This window comes from Neisseria sp. HMSC15G01 (assembly GCF_001808255.1).
In the GTDB taxonomy this organism is placed as follows: Bacteria; Pseudomonadota; Gammaproteobacteria; order Burkholderiales; family Neisseriaceae; genus Neisseria; species Neisseria subflava_A.
Genome location: NZ_KV792680.1, coordinates 41,305 through 60,597 on the forward strand (window position 1 = coordinate 41,305; position 19,293 = coordinate 60,597).

Annotated in this window: 14 protein-coding genes and 1 pseudogene; 3 read left to right on the plus strand and 12 right to left on the minus strand. The window is 50.9% G+C overall.

The features are described from left to right. Nucleotides 1-62: 62 nt before the first annotated feature. Nucleotides 63-833, plus strand: coding sequence for a ParA family protein (locus HMPREF3139_RS06020; RefSeq protein ID WP_070461253.1), 771 nt, complete (start codon nt 63-65; stop codon nt 831-833). 283 nt (nt 834-1,116) lie between these two features. On the opposite strand, the pseudogene HMPREF3139_RS06025 reads toward HMPREF3139_RS06020, so the two are convergent. The 9 genes and pseudogenes from HMPREF3139_RS06025 to HMPREF3139_RS06065 all read right to left on the minus strand — a co-directional run. Then, nucleotides 1,117-1,350: pseudogene (locus HMPREF3139_RS06025) on the minus strand (DNA-formamidopyrimidine glycosylase family protein); the annotation flags it as partial. A 94-nt stretch (nt 1,351-1,444) separates the two neighbouring features. Beyond that, nucleotides 1,445-2,353 carry a retron St85 family RNA-directed DNA polymerase gene (locus HMPREF3139_RS06030; protein WP_070461255.1) on the minus strand — a complete coding sequence of 303 codons (909 nt, stop codon included), beginning with the start codon at nt 2,351-2,353 and terminating at the stop codon, nt 1,445-1,447. A gap of 1 nt (nt 2,354) precedes the next feature. Further along, the gene (locus HMPREF3139_RS06035) at nt 2,355-3,209 is read right to left on the minus strand and encodes a retron St85 family effector protein (RefSeq protein WP_070461256.1); all 855 of its coding nucleotides are present in this window, start codon (nt 3,207-3,209) and stop codon (nt 2,355-2,357) included. A 211-nt stretch (nt 3,210-3,420) separates the two neighbouring features. Beyond that, nucleotides 3,421-6,525, minus strand: coding sequence for a DUF3418 domain-containing protein (locus HMPREF3139_RS06040; protein WP_070461288.1), 3,105 nt, complete (start codon nt 6,523-6,525; stop codon nt 3,421-3,423). A 101-nt stretch (nt 6,526-6,626) separates the two neighbouring features. After that, the gene (gene lpt3 / locus HMPREF3139_RS06045) at nt 6,627-8,204 is read right to left on the minus strand and encodes a lipooligosaccharide phosphoethanolamine transferase (RefSeq protein ID WP_141743136.1); all 1,578 of its coding nucleotides are present in this window, start codon (nt 8,202-8,204) and stop codon (nt 6,627-6,629) included. Between the two features lie 138 nt (nt 8,205-8,342). Continuing rightward, nucleotides 8,343-9,737, minus strand: coding sequence for an ATP-dependent RNA helicase HrpA (gene hrpA, locus HMPREF3139_RS06050; RefSeq protein ID WP_083290053.1), 1,395 nt, complete (start codon nt 9,735-9,737; stop codon nt 8,343-8,345). A gap of 108 nt (nt 9,738-9,845) precedes the next feature. Next, nucleotides 9,846-10,232, minus strand: a complete 387-nt coding sequence (gene rsfS / locus HMPREF3139_RS06055; RefSeq protein WP_002246503.1) for a ribosome silencing factor — start codon at nt 10,230-10,232, stop codon at nt 9,846-9,848. A 58-nt stretch (nt 10,233-10,290) separates the two neighbouring features. Further along, nucleotides 10,291-10,896, minus strand: a complete 606-nt coding sequence (gene nadD, locus HMPREF3139_RS06060; protein ID WP_070461257.1) for a nicotinate-nucleotide adenylyltransferase — start codon at nt 10,894-10,896, stop codon at nt 10,291-10,293. Nucleotides 10,897-10,914: 18 nt separating this feature from the next. Next, entirely contained in the window at nt 10,915-11,499 is a 585-nt protein-coding gene (locus HMPREF3139_RS06065) for a beta-class carbonic anhydrase (protein ID WP_070461258.1), read from the minus strand. A 123-nt stretch (nt 11,500-11,622) separates the two neighbouring features. Here HMPREF3139_RS06065 and HMPREF3139_RS06070 point away from each other — a divergent pair, with 123 nt between their 5' ends. Both HMPREF3139_RS06070 and HMPREF3139_RS06075 read left to right on the plus strand, forming a co-directional pair. Next, nucleotides 11,623-12,513: an NUDIX hydrolase gene (locus HMPREF3139_RS06070; protein WP_070461259.1), complete on the plus strand. Its 891-nt coding sequence runs from the start codon at nt 11,623-11,625 to the stop codon at nt 12,511-12,513. A 15-nt stretch (nt 12,514-12,528) separates the two neighbouring features. Further along, the gene (locus tag HMPREF3139_RS06075) at nt 12,529-13,470 is read left to right on the plus strand and encodes an ABC transporter ATP-binding protein (protein ID WP_070461260.1); all 942 of its coding nucleotides are present in this window, start codon (nt 12,529-12,531) and stop codon (nt 13,468-13,470) included. A gap of 191 nt (nt 13,471-13,661) precedes the next feature. On the opposite strand, the gene HMPREF3139_RS06080 is transcribed toward HMPREF3139_RS06075, so the two are convergent. The 3 genes from HMPREF3139_RS06080 to zupT all read right to left on the minus strand — a co-directional run bounded on the left by HMPREF3139_RS06080 (nt 13,662) and on the right by zupT (nt 19,153). Then, entirely contained in the window at nt 13,662-15,170 is a 1,509-nt protein-coding gene (locus tag HMPREF3139_RS06080) for an AIPR family protein (protein ID WP_225905462.1), read from the minus strand. A 245-nt stretch (nt 15,171-15,415) separates the two neighbouring features. Next, nucleotides 15,416-18,247 carry a valine--tRNA ligase gene (locus tag HMPREF3139_RS06085; RefSeq protein WP_070461262.1) on the minus strand — a complete coding sequence of 944 codons (2,832 nt, stop codon included), beginning with the start codon at nt 18,245-18,247 and terminating at the stop codon, nt 15,416-15,418. A 96-nt stretch (nt 18,248-18,343) separates the two neighbouring features. Then, a complete protein-coding gene (gene zupT, locus HMPREF3139_RS06090; RefSeq protein WP_002220178.1) occupies nt 18,344-19,153 on the minus strand; it encodes a zinc transporter ZupT in 810 nt (269 codons plus the stop codon). Nucleotides 19,154-19,293 lie beyond the last annotated feature (140 nt).

Here is a 19,293-nt window from a genome sequence, read left to right on the forward strand (position 1 = left end):
ACCCAAGCATACCGAATAACGGTACAATCCAGCCATCCACACTTAACACGACAGCAAAGCACATGAGCGCACAAATCCTCGCCGTCGCCAACCAAAAAGGCGGAGTCGGCAAAACCACCACCACCGTCAACCTAGCCGCCTCCCTGGCCTCAAAAGGCCGCCGCGTCCTCGTCGTCGACCTCGACCCCCAAGGCAACGCCACCACAGGCAGCGGCATCAACAAAGCCACCATCGAAAACGGCGTATATCAAGTTGTCCTCGGCGAAACCGACATCCTTAACGCCGTCGTCCGCAGCAAAGAAGGCGGCTACGACGTATTGGGCGCCAACCGCACACTGGCCGGCGCAGAAGTCGAACTCGTCCAAGAAATCGCACGCGAAATCCGCCTCAAAAACGCCCTGCAGCTTGTTGCCGACGACTACGACTACGTCCTCATCGACTGCCCCCCGTCCCTGACCCTGCTCACCCTCAACGGCCTGGTCGCCGCCAACGGCGTCATCGTCCCCATGCTTTGCGAATACTACGCCCTCGAAGGCATCTCCGACCTCGTGGCCACCGTCCGCAAAATCCGCCAAGCCATCAACCCCGACCTCGACGTAACCGGCATCGTCCGCACCATGTATGACAGCCGCAGCCGCCTCGTCGTCGAAGTCAGCGAGCAGCTTAAACAACACTTCGGCAACCTGCTCTTCGACACCGTCATCCCCCGCAACATCCGCCTCGCCGAAGCCCCCAGCCACGGCCTCCCCGCCCTCGCCTACGACGCCCACGCCAAAGGCACCCAAGCTTATCTTGACTTGGCCGATGAACTGATTGCACGGTTGGAAAAATAAACAGGGATAGGGATATAAGAAGGCCGTCTGAAAGGTAGAAAGTGCTTTCAGACGGCCTTTGGTTTGATTGGAAAGAACATTTTTAAAAAAGACCGCGTGCGTGCGTACCGCACACACCCTACACACGGGGTTTGTGGGATTGCAGGTAGGGTGTGTGCCCAAAGGCACGCACGCGGTTTGATGCAGGCTACAGCTTGCTACACACGGATTCCAAGTTTGGCGTGATTTGTAGGTGGAATGTGTTTCAAAAGGCACGCATGCGGTTTGATGCAGGCTACTACTTGCTGCCCGACATACCCAAATGAACCAGCGGCACGCCTGTGTCAAAACGAATCAGCAGGTATTTGGCATGGCGGCGGCATTCACGCACCACCAACCCGCGCAGGGTTTCAGGCAGCGCAGGCGGGATTTGCCAGCGCAGCTTGGGCTCACGGACGGTTATGGCGGAGACGGTTTGGTTGAGGATATGCGGGGCGATGCCGCGCAGGGTGGTTTCTACTTCGGGGAGTTCGGGCATGGTTGGGGATTAGGTATGTTTTTTTAAGGGATGGAATTATAAAGTTAAAAAAACTGTTTTAAAGCACTATATGCGTTTTGGCACAATTACTTGCTTATAGATTTGCAGACTGCAATTCTTGTTCAAGTTTAATTGCAAATTCCTTATCAATACCTTTTAGGAAGGCAATTCTTCCTTTTAACGTTTGTATTTCTTCATCAGTTAATTTGCCGTGTATTGCATTATGAATTGCAGCTCTCAATTTTCTTTTTTTATCTCTGCCAATACTAATTTTTCCTGTATTTGAAATGACCAATCCTGTTAATGTTCTATTATGTTTTCTTGATAAGAATACTGTTTTTTCTTGATTTAATTTTAAATTTTTTGGATATTCTAAATTAGACAAGATATGTTCAATATCACACAGAATTCCCTTTAAGATATGAGGTATATTGGTTGAAAATGCTAAATCGTCGGCATACCTTGTATAAACTACACCTTTCTTAGAACATATCTCTTGAATTAAGCAATCAAATTTATAAAGGATAATATTTGATACATGGGGAGAGCTTGGTGCACCTATTGATAAATAATAATTGTCATCTTTATTTTTGCAAAACAGTAATAAACCCAAAATATCTCTATCTTCTTCACTAAACTGGGGCATTGACCGATTTATAAATTCATAAAAATCTTGAATATTTATTGAATTAAAAAAATTTTTAAAGTCAAGTTTAAGTAAATACTTATTTGACTTATGCTGTTCTGCATGATCTAAAATGCCTTTTCCTTTAATGTAAGCAGTTGCTGCTTTATGAATTGGGCTGTTTTGAAAATATTGGTTGATAACCCAACGTTGTACAATTTTTAAACTTTTGGTGGGTTGGGCAATTTCTCTTTCCCCACCATGCCTTTTTTGGATAGTATGAAATTTATATCTATTTGGTGCAGTTTGGATAAAAATAATTGCACTAACCGTTGAGAAAGAGAAAGTCTTCTTAAAATTTTCTAAAACAGATAACATATTATCTACCCATTTCTATTTTGAACAAATTTCTATCAAATGTTTTACCATTTTTTTTCATATAGTAGTTTACACATGGCATGTATTTAATATTGTCATTAATAAAGTATAGTGTATTATTCCCTGATCTCTTACTTCCAATAACTTCCAAAACCTGAAGTAATCGGAAAAATTTTTTTAGATTAAACTTATTTATATCAATAGAAAAATTTACAAGTAAATCTTTATAGAAGCTTATTGTATTATTTGGAAATAAATCCATTAAATCAACTAATAAAATTATTATATCTTTTTCTAATTCAATATTTAGCAAATCTTTTTTTGGACTAGTAATAATTTCCAAAAAATGATCTGATATTTCTTTACATTCTTCCTTAAAAAAATCTTTCGTACTATCTAATGCCCAAATATTTTTTGATTCCTCGTCATTATTTTTAATTTTCAAAATTGGACCATAATTTAAAAAACTAGCATGATTTTCATTAATGTATTTTTCTTCTGATACAATTAATAAATTTCTATACAAAAAAGGAAAACATGAAAAAATACCTATTTCAGCATAAGAACCTACACTTTCCGAGAAAATAATAGCCCCTTGTGAAATAGATACAACATCTTTTTCAAAATCCACAAGATTTTTGTAATAGTTGTTAAAATTAAACCAATCAGGATAATCCTCCGGTCTGCTGATTTGATATTTAGCAATATCATGTTTAATATTCCAGTGATATTTTAGGAAAAGATTGCGAAATGAATTTTCTTTACTAGAACCAAAAACCCATATAAAAGGTAATGCATCTTTTATATGGGTTTGATGAATTTGAATTAATGATAGGAACGATTTAACAGCGGTCATAAAAAGCTAACTACCTAAATTAAGCGAGAATTCGGGCTTTCTCCCGACTTCTCTAACGAGAAGGCGGGAGAAAGCCCGAATTCTCGCGGAGATGTAGTCAATTAATATTCAGTCTAGCGAAACGCCTGACTATGAACGACTAAATTTAAATTCAATCATCCAAAAACGCGTAATTAGCAAACTGGATTTTAGCCCGAAGCACGCGAAAAGTCTAGCCTTTATAGCTATCCCATTCCCTCAACAACCTCTTCACCGACACCGGATACGGCGTCTTCAACTCCTGCGCAAACAGCGACACCCTCAATTCTTCAATCATCCATCTAAACGCGGCTAGGTCGTCTGAAACGGGCAATCCTTGTTTCACCAAGCCGTCGGTTTTTTCCTGCCACATTTGTTCCAGTTCTTGAATATCGGCTTCGCGGGCGGCGTCTCGCGCTGGGTTGCTGCTGTATTTTTCGAGGCGCAGGGTCATGGCTTTGAGGTAGATAGGCAGGCGCGGCCATTGTGTCCACGGGGTGCGGGTGGCGAAGCCGGCGGCGAGCAGGGTTTGCAGGCGTTGGCGTATGAGGTGGGTGAGCGGGTGTTTGCCGAGTTTGCCGTTCAGTTCGGCGTAGGCGGCGGCGGTTTCCTGCAAGTAGCGGCTGAGGGCTTCTTTGACGGCGGGCAGGCGGCTGCGGGCGCGTTTGATTTGCTCTTTAAAGGCTTTTTCGTTGCGCGGCAGCTCGTCTTCGCCGATAAAGGCGCGGTCGCAGACGGCTTGGGTGAGGTCGTCGCGCAGGGTGTCGGCGTTGATGTGTTTGAGCAGCATAGCGGCTTGGGTGAAGCCTTGGATGCCTTTGTTCAGGTCTTTAACTTGTTCTTTTAGTTGTAGTTTCATGAGTTCGATCACGCCTTGACGGTGTGCCTGTTCGGCGGCGTCGGACGTGTCGAACAGGCGCAGGGCGATACGGCCGTCTTTTTCTTTTTGCAGGCCGAGGTAGCCGGTGAGCTGCTGTTTGCCGCGGGCGAATTTGATGGATTCGGGCAGGGTGCCGATGTCCCATGCGGTAACGTTGTCGCGCTCGAATTCTTGCGTGTTGTCGCGGAAGGTGACGGCGGCGGCTTGGCCGAGTTGTTGTTGCAATTCGTGCAGTTTGCGGCCGCCGGCAAGCTCTTGTCCGCCGTCGTCGATAATGCGCAGATTCAGATAGCAGTGTTCGGGCAATTTTTGCGCCGCCCATGCGTCTTGGTCGATTTGCTCGAGAATCCGCATATCGCCGGCGCTTTTGGCGATAAAGTGCGCCAACTGGGGAATAATGGCCGTTTGGCGGTCGGGATTGCTTTCGAGGAATTTGGTAATGAAATCGGGTACGGGCACGCAAATGCGGCGGATTTGCTTCGGCAGTGCTTTAATCAGCAGCTGGATTTTTTCGCGCAACATACCGGGCACCAGCCATTCGAGTGACGGCGCATGCAGGCGGTTGAGGACGGTCAGCGGCACGGTCATGGTCACGCCGTCGAGCGGATGGTGCGGCTCGAAGCGGTAGGAAAGTTTGAACTTGCCGTCTGCGGTTTGCCAGAATTTGGGGAACTGCTCTTCGGTAATGTGCGCAGCGGCGTGTTGCATCAGATCGTCGCGGCTGAGGAACAGCAGACGCGGATTGTCGCGCTCGGCGGTTTTGAGCCAGGCTTCAAAGGTGCGAATATCGGCAAGGGGCAAAGGTTTCAGACGGCCTTTTGGGAGTGCAGGCTGCTTTTTGGGTTTGGGGTCGTCTGGAACTGTTGAAGCTGCGGCACTCTGTCCCCTCTCCTGTGGGAGAGGGCTAGGGAGAGGGTTTGTTGAGGTTGCGGAAAAGTTGGTTTGGGTGGCAACTGTTTTGCCCTCTCCCCGACCCTCCCCTGCGGGGGAGGGGGTGGGTTGCTGGGTAGCGTAGGTTGGGTTGTCAAACCCAACAGTTTTTGCAGTTGCGGCTGATGTTGGGTTTTCAACCCAACCTACGGTGTAGCCGTGATTTTCATTTTGGCGAGACCCATTACGCTTGTTTTTACGAAACTCGTTGCGCTCATTTTCAGACGACCTTTCGGCTTTGTCGGATTCAATAAGCCGTACGGATTCTTCGCTTCCCCAAACGCCGCCTTTCGCGTCTTTCCACACCAGCTCGGGCAGGCGTTCGTTATAAAACGCAAACAGGGCTTCGTCATCGACCAATACGTCTTGCTTACGAGACTTGTGTTCGAGTTCGGTAATTTCTTTAATCAGCTTTTTATTGTGGGCAAAAAAGGCCGTCTGAAGATTGCTTTCCTGCGCCACCAATGCGCCGCGGATAAAGATTTCGCGTGCTTCTTCGGGCGCAACTTTGCCGTAAGACACGGGGCGGCGCGGCAATACGGTCAGGCCGTAAAGCGTCACGCGTTCGCTGGCGACGACTTCGCCGCGTTTTTGTTCCCAGTGCGGCTCGAAATAATGGTAGCGGACGAGGTGCGGCGCCTCCTGCTCGATCCATTCGGGCTGGATAACGGCGACGTCGCGCGCGTAAAGGCGCGTGGTTTCAACCAATTCTGCCGCCATCACCCATTTGGGCTTGGCTTTGAACAGGGCTGATGCAGGGAAAAGGTGGAAACGGCTGCCGCGCGCGCCAGTATAGTCGTTGCCGTCGGGCGATTTCATGCCAACGTTGGCGATAAGGCCGGTCAGCAGGGCGCGGTGGATTTGTTCGTAGCCGGCTTCTTTGGCGGCACGGATTTGTGCGCGATGTTGTTTCTTATCCAGTTGTTTTTGTTTGAGTTTGGCCGCCAAATCTTGGTCGCCTTGGCTTTCAGACGGCCTTAATTGCTCTTGGGTAGAAGGTTGTCGAAACGCTGCTTCTTTAGTGGTCAAACCCATTTCAATCGCGGTTTGGGCAAGCTGGTGATGCAGCTCGCGCCATTCGCGCATACGCAGGTGTGACAGGAAATATTGGCGACACCACTGCACCAGCTGCTTGTTGGACAAGCCTTTATCGCGCTCGCGCTGGAAGCTGTCCCAAATATTCAGATAGGCAAGGAAGTCGGATTGCTTGTCGGTAAAGCGTTCATGCGCCTTGGCCGCGGCATCGCGCGCTTCCAGCGGCCGCTCGCGCGGGTCTTGAATCGACAGCGCGGACGCGATCACCAATATTTCCGCCATGCAGTCGTGTTTCTTCGCCGCCAGCAAAATGCGCGCGATTTTCGGGTCGATAGGCAGGCGCGCCATTTGTTCGCCGAGTTTGGTCAGGCGGTAGCGCGTGTTGGCACCGATATGGCCCGAACTATTTTGCAGGCCGTCTGAAACATTGACTGGATTGGATCGTGCATCCATGCCTGATCCGCGTACTTGGTTTTTCATATTTTGCATAGTCTTGTCGGTCGGGCATCTTCCCCGACATCATCTAAATTTGTCTTTATTGGTTTTCACGCCGCTTATTGCGGATAAACATATTCCGCCTTGCCATCGCGAATGTTCAAGCTGCCTGCATCGCCCGTAATCAGATTGCCCGTTACCGAGCCTTCGCGACAACCTGAAACCGGCATATCGTAGCCCAGCGTATGAATCAGAAACGTTGAAAGCTGCTGATGGAAGGCAATCTCGCAAGGCGCAAAAGCCTGGTTGGCAGCCTGTTGCACGGCCTTATCCGGGCTGTACAACACCAGCGGCACGAGATAGCTGTCGGGCTGCACCGTGCCTTGATTGTAGGTATCTTTGCGCACATACTGGCCATGATCGGAGGTATAGGCAAACAGCCAGTTGCCGTCAGGCTGCTTTTGCAGCTGCTCGAATACGGTTTGAATCATTTGGTCGGTTTTGTGGATGGTGTTGTCGTACTTATCCACAATATTGGCTTCGCCGAATACTTTATCTTGCGGCTGCAACAATGCGCCGTATGGGACGTGCGAACCGCGTTGGTGCAACACAATAAAATGCTTGCCCTGCTGCAAATTGATTTTGTCAAACAGCGGCAGCAGTTTCTCATCGGGCATATTGTCGCCGTTGCCGTAGCCAAGCTGCGTCGGCTGAATCAGATGGTCTATCCATTTCTTACCGATTAAGTTCAAAATTGCCATCTCGTTTTCCGCCTGCGCGCTATAAAAATACGTTTCATAGCCCTGCTCTTTAGCGAGGCGGAACATATTGGTATCGCCGCTGCTGATTTGCTCATAGCCGTTGGCATGCGGTATCGCATTGAAAAAGCTGGGCAGGGACACAGCCGTCATCAAAGCGGCGGAATAGCTTTGTTTCACAATCGGCTTAAAGTCGGCTTGTGACAGCTGGGTCAAAAACGGCGAAGTCTCGCGCCCGTAGCCAAACAGTTTCAAATGCGTCGCGCTTTCGCTTTCGCCCATAATCAGGATGATATTTTGAACATTGCCCTGCCCAATTTTGCTTGGCGCAGACTGTTTGAACACAGGAATCTTGCTTAAATCAAACAACTGATACGGCAACACGCGTCCGACAAAATAGCCGAAGCTGAAATAATTGGCTTTGATACGGCTATATGTCGGCTTGGGCGAAATACCGTGTTCCTGCGTCGTACTGAATGAACGTCCAAAAATCAGCAACATCGCTGCAATAAACAAAATATCGGCGGCAAAGTGCGTCTTACGGCGGAACTTGGCAAGGCTGCAAAACAGCACGACTTCCAACACGCCCCACAACGCAGGCAGCCACAACTTATCCAACATCGACGCCCCCGCGCTGCCGACTTCGGTAACCTCTTTCAGCATCAGCCAATAATTAATGCCCGTCATCCAGCTTTGATAAACCGCATAATGCACATTGTTGGCAATGATGCTGAACGCAAAAAACACCGCAATCAACAAACGCGTCGCCTTATAACGCGCAAACAGATAAAGCGCAGCAATCACAAATGTCAGCGCAAACGTTTCCGCAATTTTCGCAGCCGGTAAGGTTTCAATTCCGAATACAAAACGATAGGCAATTTCGCTGGCAGTCAGTAAAGATGAATACAGAACAAGTGTGAGGAAAGATTTTTTCATCATTAATATTTCACAATAAAAAATTTACCGATTGGGTTTTAAAACCCAATATTCCCTTTTCAATAGTTTTTAGTTTCTCAATGATTTAGGCCGTCTGAAAATGAAACATGGCCTGCCTTTTTATGAAGAAAGTTTTTATTTTCAGACGGCCTCCACCGCCCCCAATTCCAGCAATACCTGAAAACCGTCATTGATATACCTCGAATCGGGCATTTCTAAAAATGGGAATGCTGCTACGTCGCCCAGGTTCAGCGATGCCATGCGCAGGATGACGGCGGCGAGGTTGCTGCGGACGATTTCTGGGTCGGTGAATTCGGGGCGGCTGTTGAAATCTTCTTCTGAAAACAGTCGGATACATACGCCTGCGGAGACGCGGCCGCAGCGGCCGGAGCGTTGGCGGGCGGCGGCTTGGGAGATTTTCTCTACATGAAGCTGTTCCACTTTCGCCCGTGCGGAATAGCGTTTGACGCGTGCAAGGCCGGTGTCGATGACGTATTTGATTCCCGGTACGGTGAGCGAAGTTTCGGCGACGTTGGTTGCTAACACGATGCGGCGTTTCGCGCCTGAAGGGTGGAAGATTTTGTGCTGCTCGGCGTGTGACAGGCGTGCGAACAGGGGCAGGATTTCGTCGTTGCGGCGCAGCGTGGATTTGCGCAGGGCTTCGGCGGCTTCGCGGATTTCGCGCTCGCCCGGCAGGAACACCAAGATATCGCCCTCGCCGTAGCGCGCCAATTCGTCGGCTGCATCGACAATCGCGTCGGTCAGCTCGACTTCTGCATCGTCTTCGTCTTTGCTGGTCAGCGGTCGGTAGAGGATTTCGACGGGATAGGTACGTCCGCTTACTTCCAGTACAGGCGCGCCGTTGAAGTGTTGGGAGAAGCGTTCTGCGTCTATGGTTGCCGAGGTGATGATGACTTTTAAATCGGGGCGGCGCGGCAGAAGCTGTTTCAGGTAGCCCAAGAGGAAGTCGATATTCAGGCTGCGCTCGTGCGCTTCGTCGATGATAATCGTGTCGTAGGCGGCGAGATAACGGTCGGTCTGGGTTTCTGCCAACAGGATGCCGTCGGTCATCAGCTTGACGCAGGCATCGCGCGAGGTGTGGTCGGTAAAGCGCACTTTATAGCCGACCGCGCTGCCGATTTCTGATTTCAACTCTTCGGCAATCCGCTCTGCCACGGAGCGCGCGGCCAAACGGCGCGGCTGGGTATGCCCGATCAACCCTGCCGCCCCGCGCCCGAGTTCCAAACAAATCTTGGGCAACTGTGTGGTTTTGCCCGAACCGGTTTCGCCGCAAATAATTGTTACCTGATTCTCGGCAATGGCTTTTTTGATTTCGTCGAGTTTTTCGTGAACGGGCAGCGTGTTGTCGAATTCGGGCTTGGGCAGTTTGGACAGGCGTTGCAGATAGAGGTCGTGCGATTTTTTGTATTTTTCCTCAACCTTGGCTAAGCCGCCGTATTTATTGGGGTTTTTAAAGGCAGATCGCAGAAAATGGCGGTCTTTGGAGAGGGTTTGGGCGAAATCGGGTTTCGGCATGATGGTGCAATAAATTGAATATTGTGAAAAGAATGAAATTATAGCAAAAGGCCGTCTGAAACTTGCTTGCTTTCAAGTTTCAGACGGCCTTTGTATGGATAAACCGTTTTAGTCGGCGGCGTGCCAAGGTTTTTGCATACCGGCGTGGAAACTCGGTTTTTCTCCACCCCACAAGGTGTCGATGTCGTAGAAGTCGCGCACGGCAGGGAGCATGACGTGGACAACGAGGTCGCCTGCGTCGACGAGCGTCCATTCGCCACTGTCGCCTTCGGTGCTGAGGATTTCAAAACCGGCTTCTTTCAAATCGACGGCAACGTTGTTCGCCAGTGCTTTGACTTGGCGTGTGCTGTCGCCGCTGGCAATAATCATGCGGGCGAACAGGGAGGTTTTGTCTTGGGTTTCCAAAACAGAGATGTCTTTGGCTTTAATGTCTTCGAGGGCGTTTACGGCCACTTCGACCATTTTTTGCAGGTCTTGCAATTCTTGTTCGTTCATTATTTTCCTAGTTGAAATGTTTTCAGACGGCATTATAGCTTATCTGCCTGAATAAACGCTATTTTTCATAGAGTTTGTGTTGGCGGATGTACTGGGCGACAGGTTGCGGCAGGCCGTCTGAATGGTGCATTTTGACGAGATCGGCACGGATTTGGGTGGAGCTGGTGTTGTGCAGCGGCGCGTTGAGGATGCGGACGCTGCCGTTTTGCAGGGCTTCACCGAGCCATGCGTGCAATTCGCGCGGGGTTTTGTTGAGGTTGTCGCCTTGGCGCATGGCGATGGCGATATGGGTCTGGCGCACGAGGGTTTGCCATTTTTTCCATGTGTGCAGCTGCATCAGGCTGTCGCTGCCCATCAGCCACCACAGTTGCGCGCCGGGAAACTGCTGGCGGAAGATTTGGACAGTGTCAAACGTATAGGTCGCGCCGTCACGGACAATGTCGCAGTCGCTGGCGGCGAATTTTGGCTCGTCGGCGATGGCGAGTTCGACCATATTGAGGCGCTCTTGTGCCGGCGTGCGCGTGCTGTCTTTGTGGTACGGGTCGCCTGCCGGCAGGAAGACGACAAGGTCCAAACCGATTTCGTCGGCAAAGGCGCGGGCGATGTGGAGGTGGCCGTTGTGGATGGGGTCAAACGTGCCGCCGAATAATCCGATGTTTTTCATTTCGTGGTGGTGTCTGCGTTAGATGTTTTGGCCGTCTGAAGCAGGCAGGCTGCCGTCAACAATCAGGTTGAGCTTGCCTGTGGTCGGGTGGATGACCAGGCCGTGGATGGCGATGTTGTCGGGCATCAGCGGATGTTTGCGAATCAGCTCGACGGTATGGCGCACGCTGTCTTCGACGTTGTCAAAACCGGTAAGCCAGCCGTCCAAATCGATACCGGCATTGCGCAGGGTTTCGATGCGGTCGTCGGGGATATTGCTGTCGTGTACGCGTTGGAGGAACTCTTCGGCGTGCAATCCGCGCATACCGCAGTCGTGGTGGGCAATGACCATGATTTCTTTGACTTTGAGTTCAAATACGGCAACCAACAAACTGCGCATCACCGAACCCCAAGGGTGGGTCACCAGCGCACCGGCGTTTTTGATGAGCTTGGCGTCACCATTTTTCAATCCTAAAGCATTGGGCAGCAATTCGATAATGCGTGCGTCCATGCAGGAAAGAATGGCCAGCTCGCGGCCGGGGTATTTGTTGGTGAAATATTTTTCGTACTCTCCCGATTCAACGAAACGTTGGTTGTAGGAAAGGATATCGGTCAATTCACTCATGATGATGTGCTCGTTTCGGATGATTTACTCTATTATAGCGGTTTTCAGGGGGTATGGTTGTTTTGCAAATTCGCCGTAAACGGCTAAAATCGACGTATCTTTAGTTCTTTTGGAGGATGCGCCATGTCTCAGTCTTTCCGTTTTGAACAAGTATTCACACCCGATATCCACGACGCATTGTGGGATTGGGCGCAAACAAGCTATGGCGCATCCGACGATTGGTGCATTCTGTATCTCAACGGCCTGCCTTTAGGCCGTCTGAACCCGTTATGGCGCGAACGCCTCGGGCGCGATTGGACAGGCAGGCAGTCGACCCTTTCAGACAGCCTGAATTTGGAAACAGACAGCTGGCCGGAAATGGGCGACAGTTTGCAAACGCTGGCGCAACAATGGCGAGAGTGCGGTTGGCTCAAAGGTTGGCGCGGTGAAAAGTTTGACATCTGCAACCAGTCGGGCAAGCCTTTATGCGCACTAGAACGCGCCGCCTTCCGTCCGTTCGGCCTGATGAGTCAGGCTGTGCATTTGAACGGATTGGTCGAAACAGAAAACGGTTTGCGCTTTTGGATAGGCCGCCGTAGTCCGCACAAAGCCGTTGATCCAAACAAACTCGACAACCTGACCGGAGGCGGCATCAGCAGCGGCGAGAGGCCGTCTGAAGCTGTCTGTCGCGAAGGTGAAGAAGAAGCAGGCATTCCCGCTTCCTTAACCCCCCATATCCGACCGACTGCCCAAATATATAGTTTGCGCCCCGTTAACCGCGGTGTCCACAACGAAACCCTGTATATCTTCGACATCGTCCTGCCCGAAGGCTTCCAACCTGCCAACCAAGACGGCGAAGTCGCCGGTTTTGAACTGATGGACATCCCCACCCTGCTTGATGCCATGTTGGGCGGACACATGATGCACGATGCCCAACTGGTTACGATCGAAGCCTGCCGTCGATACGGCTTAATCGACCCCAAACATCCGCTGTCCGCATGGCTCGACAGCATCCGTTGCCGACCCCATTTTTAAAGGCCGTCTGAAACCATGTTGCAACTCAAAAACATCAACAAACGCTTCGGCAGCAAAACCGTTGCCCAAAACATCAACCTAAACGTCGACGCAGGCGAAATCCTCGCCGTACTCGGCCGCTCCGGCTGCGGCAAATCCACCCTGCTCAAAACCATCGTCGGCCTGGTGCGTCCCGACAGCGGCGAAGTCTGGCTCAACGGCGACAACATCACCGACATGCCGTCTGAAAAGCGCAATATCTCGCTGATGTTTCAAGACTACGCCCTTTTGCCGCATTTAACCGCCCTCGACAACGTCGGTTTCGGCCTCAAAATGCGCCGTCTGCCCAAAGCCGAAATCGAAGAACAATCCATGCAGGCCTTGCGCGACATCAGTTTGGAACACGAAGCCCAACGCAAACCCGAAAGCCTCTCCGGCGGCGAACAGCAACGCCTCGCCATCGCACGCGCCCTCATCACGCGCCCGTCGCTGTTGCTCTTGGACGAAGCCTTCTCCAGCCTCGACACCCACCTGCGCCACCACCTGCGCACCCTGACCGCCGAACGCATCCGCAGTCAAAACATCCCCGCCATCCTCGTGACCCACTCCGCCGAGGAAGCCTGCACCATGGCCGACACCATCGCCATCATGCACGAAGGCCGCATCCTCCAACACGGCACGCCGGAAACCCTTATCCGCCGCCCCGTCAACGCCCAAGCCGCCCTACTGCTCGGTTTGGCCAACACCGGCGACACACGCTACATCCCCCAACACGCCATCCGATTCGACCCGAACGGCACAGCCGTCCGCATCAGCGAAGCCATTCCTCTCGCCGAAGGCATACGCCTCACCCTCACCCATCCGCAATACGGCGATTTAATTTGGTATCCCCATGCCGACCACGATACGGACAAACCGCAAACCGGACAGGAAATCAGCATCAGCGTGGATGAAAATCAGATTGTTTGGTTTGATTGAATGTGATGGATTAAAAAAAAGAAAAAGGCCGTCTGAAAAGCAACAAACACCGTCATTCCCGCGCAGGCGGGAATGACGGCGGATGGGTTTGGGGCGGGGGAAAGGTTTCAGGCTGACTTGGGAAGGGCAGCCTGAAAATGGGGAGGCCGTCTGAAAGACGGATTCAGACGGCCTCCCCATTGGTTAGTCGGTTACTTCAAGTAATTAATTAAATCTCCACGTCTAAACGTGGCGGCAAGTTGTTGTAAAGAAATTTCTGAGCTATCGTTGTAAAGTGCAGCAAGTGCCTGCCGGATGTCCTGTATTGCTGCTTGAAGGTAAGCTTCGCCCTTTTCATCCAGCCGTGCCTGCAAAGAAACGAAATTTTGATGATTAACCAAATCAAATGATGCCAATCCTGAATCTGCAAGAAGTTTCCTGCCAATCTGCATGGCAATAAAACAGGAAGCATAACGGACAAAGTCGGGATCATTTTCCTGCGGGCGTTTTCTTCTGTTCTCTGCCATACGGTAAATCAATACGGACAATACCGCCTGCGCCCCGTTCAAATTATCGAAAATTTCGCCATACAATTTACCAAAATGCTCCTTGGTGAAAAATTTCGCCTGCTGGGGTTTTTCTTTGACAACCGAAAGTACCGCTTCGGCAACCGTGCCTGATGTAATATCGTTTTTTCCTGCTTCCTGGCTACGCTTGCGTCGGTAGGTGTAACCCAACTCTGCAATCGATATCTCCAAACGCTGCTGCTGGGGATCGTTGGCTCTCAAATCCTTCAAATCCACAGGATTTTGGCTGTTGGTGGCATGGGTGATTTTCATAACCAAATCGTTTTGCTCTTTTGGCAGCTCGTAGATGCGCACCAACACGCTGGCATTGTCCGAAATATCGGAAAAATCTGCTATTGCGTTCATCAGGGTCATGGATGTCTGACCGCCGTTTACAATCTGCAAATCCGTAACATTGACCTGGTAATCGGATGTCTGCAAGGCATTATAGGAAAAACTTCTGCATATCAAAGTCAGCCCGTTATTGTAAAAATAGAAATTATCCGGCTCGTGTTGCAGGGTTCTTTGGATATCCTGATTAACGCGGTTTCCTGTCAAACCGAGATAACGGCGGATATTCCTTTCCAGTAGTTTTTCGCCATGCTGTCTCATTAATTGGGCAATTTCTTTAACAGGAATCCGCCCGATACAGACGCGGCTGAAATTCATATCTTCAATTACTGCTTTGCCTTTCAGCCGCAATACGGCATCGACAGGTTTTGTGCGGCTACGGATAGCCAGCAGGGTTTCATGGTTGGCATACTCCCATGACACTTGGGATACAGATTGAAATTCGCGGTCAATATCGGTTTGCGCTTCCCGGTTCCATTTCAGCCCGTTGTTGCAGGCGATAACCCGAATCTGCGGTATCTGCCCGTCCCGAATACGTGAGCGGATATCTTCGACTTTGGCTTTCAAGCGCATATTGATGCCGCCCAAATCGGCAGCCGGATTAAACAGATATTGAACGGCCTTGATTAATTTTTCTATGCCGGTTTGTGGGAAATTTTTATTTCCGTCCAAACTCTTGGCGTATTTTGACTGGATAAGGACAACGGAAAATTCCCCATCGTTTTCTTCATCTATATAAACAGCATCCGTTCCAAAATCTCCGCCTCCGTCAACCAGACAATCCAAGGCTGTTTCTTCATCCAAATCCAAAATGTCTTTGATACAGATAAAAGTAAACAGGGCGGATTTGAGTTTGTCCGTGTCATTTGGGTTGATGTTCAAAATTTGGCATACTTCATCTTTGGTTTCCTGCGGAATACCTAAAAGCTGTTGGTCTAAAATAGAAGCAGCGATATCCATGATAGTCTCCGTACATTTTTGAATTTTTAAAATATGAAAGCTGTGTTTCGGCCTGAAAACCACTCCACCGTTTTCAGGCTGCCTTCCAATCACCCTCTCAACTTCGCCAATTGCCCTTCCACTTTCCCCATCTTATCCATCAACTCCGCCAATTCCGCCTTATCCTTCTCCACCAGATGTGCGGGGGCTTTGTCCACATAGCCGGGTTTGGAGAGTTTGGCGTTGAGTTTGTCCAAGGCTTTTTGCAGCTTCTCGGCTTCTTTGCTCAAACGGGCGGTTTCGGCGGCTTTGTCGATTTCGACTTTCAGCATCAGGCGCGCGCCGTTGCAGACGGCGACAGGTGCGTCTTCCGCTTCCGGCAAGCTGTCCACCAGCTTGGCTTCGGTCAGTCGGGTCAGCGACGGCAGGTATTTGAGCAGGCCTTCGAGTTCTGCGTTGCCTTCGACAAAGAGCGGCGCTTTGACGTTTGGCGCGATACCCATTTCGCCGCGTAGTTTGCGCACTTCTTCCACCAAGTCTTTCAATGCGGCCATTTTATCGAAGGCCGTCTGAACGATTTTCTCTTTATCGGCTTGCGGATAGGCGGCCAACATGATGCTGTCGGCGGTTTTGGCATTCGCCAGAGGCGCAACGACCTGCCACAGCTCTTCGGTAATGAACGGCATGATTGGGTGCAGCAGGCGCAGGATGGTTTCGAGTACGCGCACGAGGGTGCGGCGTGTGGTGCGCTGGGTTGTCGGGCAGCCGGTTTGGATTTGCACTTTTGCCAGCTCGATGTACCAGTCGCAATATTCGTTCCACACAAATTCGTACAGCGTTTGCGCGGCAAGGTCAAAGCGGTAGGTTTCAAAGGCTTCGGCAACGGCGGCTTCGGCTTGTTGCAGTTTGCCGATAATCCATTGGTCGGCGAAGGTAAACGCCAACGGCTGCATTTCGTCTTGACCGCAGTCTTTGTCTTCGGTGTTCATCAACACGAAGTTGGTGGCGTTCCACAATTTATTGCAGAAGTTGCGGTAGCCTTCGGCGCGCTTGAAGTCGAAGTTCACGCTGCGACCGAGGCTGGCGTAGCTCGCCATGGTGAAGCGCAAGGCGTCCGCGCCCATGCTGGGGATACCTTCGGGGAAGAGTTTTTTCGTGGCTTCTTCCACTTTCGGCGCGGTTTCGGGTTTGCGCAGACCGGTCGTGCGTTTCACTAGCAGCTTGTCCAAGTCGATGCCGTCGATCAAATCCACAGGGTCGATGACGTTGCCTTCGGATTTGGACATTTTTTTGCCTTCGTGGTCACGCACGATGCCGTGGATGTACACGTCTTTAAACGGTACTTTGCCGGTGAAGTGTGTGGTCATCATAATCATACGCGCCACCCAGAAGAAGATGATTTCGTAGCCTGTTACCAAGACGTTGGACGGCAGGAAGGCTTTGAGTTCGTCGGTTTCAGACGGCCAGCCGAGCGTGGAGAACGGCACGAGCGCGGAGGAGAACCATGTATCCAATACGTCTTCTTCGCGGGTCAAGCCTGTTTTGCCGGCTTGTTTTTCGGCTTCTTCCTGATTGCGGGCAACGTAAACATTGCCTGCTTCGTCGTACCACGCGGGGATTTGATGGCCCCACCACAGTTGGCGCGAAATACACCAGTCTTGGATGTTGTTCATCCATTGGTTGTAGGTATTGACCCAGTTTTCAGGGATAAAACGTACCGCGCCGCTATCAACGGCTTTTTTGGCTTTGTCGGCCAGGCTCAAACCTTTGAACTCGCTGTCAGGCTCGCCGCCGTTTGGCGTGGCGGACATAGCGACAAACCATTGGCTGGTCAGCATCGGCTCAATCACGGAACCGGTACGGTCGCCTTTCGGCGTCATCAGCGTGTGCGGTTTGATTTCGACCAAGAAACCTTGTTCCTGCAAATCGGCAACCATTTGTTTGCGCGCGGCAAAGCGGTCTAAGCCTGCGTATTTTTCAGGCAGGGCAAAGCCTGGTTGCGCTTCGCCTTTGAAGTTAAACACTTCGGCGTTTGCCAGCACTTTGGCTTCCAAATCAAACACATTAATCAGGCGCGTGTCGTGGCGTTTGCCGACTTCGTAGTCGTTGAAGTCGTGCGCAGGCGTGATTTTCACGCAGCCGGTACCGAAGTCTTTTTCGACGTATTCGTCGGCAATCACGGGGATGGTGCGGCCGGTCAGCGGCAGGATTAATTCCTTGCCGATCAAATGCGTATAACGTTCGTCTTCAGGATTGACGGCAACGGCCACGTCGCCCAACAGCGTTTCAGGGCGGGTGGTCGCCACGATAACGGCTTCGGCGGGATTGTCCGCCAGCGGATAGCGGATGTGCCACATAGAGCCTTGTTCTTCCACGCTTTCCACTTCCAAATCAGATACTGCCGTACCCAAAACCGGATCCCAGTTCACCAAGCGTTTGCCGCGGTAAATCAAGCCTTGTTCATACAGACGCACAAACACTTCGGTTACGGTTTCGGCGCGCACGTCGTCCATCGTGAAATACTCACGCGTCCAGTCGGCAGAGCAGCCCACGCGGCGCATTTGTTGGGTAATCGTACCGCCGGAAACTTCTTTCCATTCCCACACTTTTTCCAAGAATTTCTCGCGGCCCAAGTCATGACGGGACACGTTTTGCGCGGCAAGTTGACGCTCGACCACGATTTGCGTGGCAATGCCCGCGTGGTCGGTGCCCGGAATCCAGGCGGTGTTGCAGCCTTTCATGCGGTAGTAGCGGGTTAGACCGTCCATGATGGTTTGGTTGAAGGCATGGCCCATGTGCAGCGTACCGGTTACGTTGGGCGGCGGCAGTTGGATGGAGAAAGACGGTTTGGTCAAATCCATATCAGGCTGGAAATAGCCCTGCTCTTCCCAGTTTTGATAATGTTTGGATTCGATTTCGGCTGGATTGTATTTGTCTAACATGATGGAACTTTGTGAAATTAAGGTTATTTTTGATGTGCGGATTATAACGCAAAAAGGCCGTCTGAATCATTTCAGACGGCCTTTGGCATACGGGTTTTAAAAACGGAACAATACCAGGCTGACGGCAATCACCGCCATACCCGTTGTCAGGCCGTAAACGGTTTCATGGCCGTCTGAATAGCGTTTGGCGGCCGGCAGCAGCTCGTCCAACGCCAAAAACACCATCACACCAGCTATCACGCCGAACACCGAACCGAACACGGCAGGCGATAAAAACGGCTGCAAAACCAAATAGCCCAAAGCCGCCCCCAAAGGCTCGGCCAAGCCGGATAGCAGACACGCCCATACCGTTTTCTTACGGCTGCGGGTGGCAAAATAAACCGGCGCGGCGATGGAAATGCCCTCCGGAATATTATGGATGGCAATCGCCAAGGCCAAAGGCATCCCGACCGCCGGATTTTCCAAGGTGGCAAAAAACGTCGCCAAGCCTTCGGGGAAATTGTGCGCCGTAATCGCAAACGCCGCCATCATACCGACTCGCGCAATATGGCGGCGTTTGCTTTCTTGAAAAGACGGGTCTTGCGCATCTAAGGTTTCATGCGGGTTCGGCACCAGGCGGTCAATCAGTGCGATGCCGCCCATACCGGCCAAAAATGCCATGGTCGCCGCCGCAAACGCGTGGTCTTTATCATAAATTTCAGCGAACGCCTCGCTGGACTTACTGAAAATTTCCGTCAGAGAAACATAAACCATCGCACCGCCGGCAAATGCCAAACCAAACGACAACACGCGCGGATTAGGCGTTTTGGAAAACATCACCAAGCCGCTGCCTAATACGGTAAACAAACCGGCAGCCAACGTGATGGAAAAGGCAACGGCCAAATTGGACATCGAAAAATCGGGCATGAGAAGACCTGCGCTAAAAGCTGGGACAGGTTCAGACTAACACTTTTTAATGCGCATGATAATAGTTATTATTTATTTTATTGATTAGGTACACAGATTTTGAAACAAAAGGCCGTCTGAAAAATAATTTTCAGACGGCC

Bases quoted from the DNA above. Each gene is read 5' to 3' on its own strand.
- HMPREF3139_RS06020 (WP_070461253.1), top strand. From the start codon at position 63: ATGAGCGCACAAATCCTCGCCGTCGCCAACCAAAAAGGCGGAGTCGGC.
- HMPREF3139_RS06030 (WP_070461255.1), bottom strand. From the start codon at position 2,353: ATGTTATCTGTTTTAGAAAATTTTAAGAAGACTTTCTCTTTCTCAACG.
- HMPREF3139_RS06035 (WP_070461256.1), bottom strand. From the start codon at position 3,209: ATGACCGCTGTTAAATCGTTCCTATCATTAATTCAAATTCATCAAACC.
- HMPREF3139_RS06040 (WP_070461288.1), bottom strand. From the start codon at position 6,525: ATGGATGCACGATCCAATCCAGTCAATGTTTCAGACGGCCTGCAAAAT.
- lpt3 (WP_141743136.1), bottom strand. From the start codon at position 8,204: ATGATGAAAAAATCTTTCCTCACACTTGTTCTGTATTCATCTTTACTG.
- hrpA (WP_083290053.1), bottom strand. From the start codon at position 9,737: ATGCCGAAACCCGATTTCGCCCAAACCCTCTCCAAAGACCGCCATTTT.
- rsfS (WP_002246503.1), bottom strand. From the start codon at position 10,232: ATGAACGAACAAGAATTGCAAGACCTGCAAAAAATGGTCGAAGTGGCC.
- nadD (WP_070461257.1), bottom strand. From the start codon at position 10,896: ATGAAAAACATCGGATTATTCGGCGGCACGTTTGACCCCATCCACAAC.
- HMPREF3139_RS06065 (WP_070461258.1), bottom strand. From the start codon at position 11,499: ATGAGTGAATTGACCGATATCCTTTCCTACAACCAACGTTTCGTTGAA.
- HMPREF3139_RS06070 (WP_070461259.1), top strand. From the start codon at position 11,623: ATGTCTCAGTCTTTCCGTTTTGAACAAGTATTCACACCCGATATCCAC.
- HMPREF3139_RS06075 (WP_070461260.1), top strand. From the start codon at position 12,529: ATGTTGCAACTCAAAAACATCAACAAACGCTTCGGCAGCAAAACCGTT.
- HMPREF3139_RS06085 (WP_070461262.1), bottom strand. From the start codon at position 18,247: ATGTTAGACAAATACAATCCAGCCGAAATCGAATCCAAACATTATCAA.
- zupT (WP_002220178.1), bottom strand. From the start codon at position 19,153: ATGCCCGATTTTTCGATGTCCAATTTGGCCGTTGCCTTTTCCATCACG.